Source organism: uncultured Campylobacter sp. (assembly GCF_938018145.1).
Taxonomy (GTDB): Bacteria; Campylobacterota; Campylobacteria; order Campylobacterales; family Campylobacteraceae; genus Campylobacter_A.
Window position 1 is genome coordinate 1 of sequence record NZ_CALIII010000389.1, and the last position, 1,601, is coordinate 1,601.

Annotated in this window: 3 protein-coding genes; all 3 read right to left on the bottom strand. The window is 48.8% G+C overall.

Annotated elements, in window-relative coordinates:
• The coding region (locus Q0338_RS08985) for a cation:dicarboxylase symporter family transporter (protein WP_298086453.1) at window positions 1–377 on the bottom strand (377 nt) is incomplete at its 3' end.
• Between the two features lie 115 nt (window positions 378–492).
• Entirely contained in the window at window positions 493–987 is a 495-nt protein-coding gene (locus Q0338_RS08990) for a peptidylprolyl isomerase (protein ID WP_298086454.1), read from the bottom strand.
• A gap of 14 nt (window positions 988–1,001) precedes the next feature.
• The coding region (locus Q0338_RS08995; protein WP_298086455.1) for a YebC/PmpR family DNA-binding transcriptional regulator at window positions 1,002–1,601 on the bottom strand (600 nt) is incomplete at its 5' end.

The window sequence follows — 1,601 nt, forward strand, 5'->3', positions numbered from 1 at the left end:
AGCTGCGTGTAGTCAAGGTGCATATCGTGACCAGGCTTTAGCGTCTCGCCGAAGATTATTCCCACGGCAAGGGCTATGGTGCTAACGACCTCAAAGTAAATAAATCCTTTAAGTCCGATAGAGCCCAGTTCCTTCATACTCTCAAGCCCAATGATGCCTGAGACAATCGTGAGGAAAATGATCGGTCCGATGAGAGCTTTTAAGGCTTTGATAAAGTAGTCGATGCCAGGCTTGCTCGCGATGCCTAGATCGGGGAAGATCATGCCGACCGCGATACCCGCGACGATGCCGAAAACCACCCAAAACGCTAGGTTGGTAAACATTCTAATAAGAAAAGGTTTTTGCGGTTTTGCCGCGTTTGAAACGCTTGGGTTCAAGAGGTGTCCTTTAAAAATTATTAAAAAGGTATTTTAACAAATAAATTTATATAAAAAGATAAAATCGCGGCGATTTTGGTCAAATTTTAACCTCCGCCGCAAATTTAATCAAATTTTACAAACTCTCTAAAATTTCGATTGAGTTTATCTTGTCGCCTTGCCTGACGCTATCTAGCGTCTTTAGGCTCTGCTCATCCACGATCTGTCCAAACACCGTATGCACGCCGTCAAGGTGCGGCTGCGCGCTGTGGCAGACGAAAAACTGACTTCCGCCCGTGTCGCGACCCGCGTGCGCCATAGATAGCGCTCCTCGTTTATGCTTGTGTTTTTGGCCTACGCACTCGCATTTTATGCGCCAGCCCGGCCCCCCGGTGCCCGTACCGTGCGGGCAGCCGCCCTGGATCACGAAATTTGGTATCACGCGGTGGAAATTTAATCCGTCGTAAAAGCCGCTTTTAGCAAGAGTGGCAAAATTCGTCACCGCTTGCGGCGCTTCGTCGCCGTAAAGCTCGAGCTTCATATCGCCCTTTTCCGTGTGGATAACGGCAAATTTGAGCTTAGCAAGCTCGGCCGCGTCGATGTCGTAGATTTTTAGTTCGTCGTTTCTCATTTTGTTCCTTAAATTTATTCGATATTTGTATAAACCGCTTGCACGTCGTCGTCGTCTTCAAGCTTATCGAGTAGTTTTTCTAGCTCGTTCATTTGCTCTTCGTCTAGGCTTACGGGCGAGTTTGCGATGTATTGCAGGCTGGCTTTTTTGGCCTCTAGGCCCAGCTTTTCGATACCTTCGCTTAGCGTGCCAAAGCTTGCGTAATCGCCGTAGATATAGAGTACGCCGTCTTCTTCCTCGATCTCGGTTAGACCAAAGTCGATGAGCTCTAGCTCGATCTCGTCAAGCTCTTTTGCTGGCATATCAAGCTCAAAAACGCTCTTTCTCGTAAACATGAAATTTAAGCTTCCGCTAGGCAAAATTTCGCCGCCGTTTTTGCTAAATATCGCCTTGACGTTGGCGACCGTTCGAGTCGGGTTGTCGGTAGCGCACTCGACGATGATTTGCACGCCGTGAGCGCCTTTGCCGTCGTAAAAGATAGTCTTGATATCCGCGCTGTCCTTGCCGCTGGCGCGTTTTATCGCCGCGTCGATGTTGTCTTTTGGCATATTTTGCGCCTTGGCTGCAGCTATTGCGGCGCGAAGTTTTGGGTTCATATCAGGCTCTGTGCCGCC

Bases quoted from the DNA above. Each gene is read 5' to 3' on its own strand.
- Q0338_RS08990 (WP_298086454.1), bottom strand. From the start codon at position 987: ATGAGAAACGACGAACTAAAAATCTACGACATCGACGCGGCCGAGCTT.